The organism is Faecalibacterium gallinarum (genome assembly GCF_022180365.1).
GTDB lineage: Bacteria > Bacillota > Clostridia > Oscillospirales > Ruminococcaceae > Faecalibacterium > Faecalibacterium gallinarum.
In genome coordinates, this window is sequence record NZ_BQKV01000103.1 from 1 (window position 1) to 305 (window position 305).

Annotated in this window: 1 protein-coding gene; it reads right to left on the reverse strand. The window is 43.0% G+C overall.

The window, feature by feature from the left end:
• Window positions 1–45 precede the first annotated feature (45 nt).
• Window positions 46–305, reverse strand: a 260-nt coding sequence (locus JCM17207_RS11990) for an IS3 family transposase (protein WP_238317867.1), incomplete at its 5' end; no start/stop codon positions are given.

Here is a 305-nt window from a genome sequence, read left to right on the forward strand (position 1 = left end):
GAAGTGACCCCAAAAAGTTAGACAATAATTTGAAATAAAAATAGTTCAAACAGCCGAAAGGGCTTGTTGTCTGTGAATTGCAGGCGGCAGGCCCTTTAGCTTTGCCTTAATACGCCGGTTATTGTAGTAATCCAGATAGTCAATGAGTTCTTGTTTGAAGTTCTGCATGGACTGGAACTTTTGCAGATAAAGCAGTTCACTCTTTAGCAGACCGAAAAAGTTTTCTGCCACAGCATTGTCCAGGCAATTTCCCTTGCGGCTCATACTTTGCCGGACACCTTTAGCTTTGAGCATACGCTGGTACT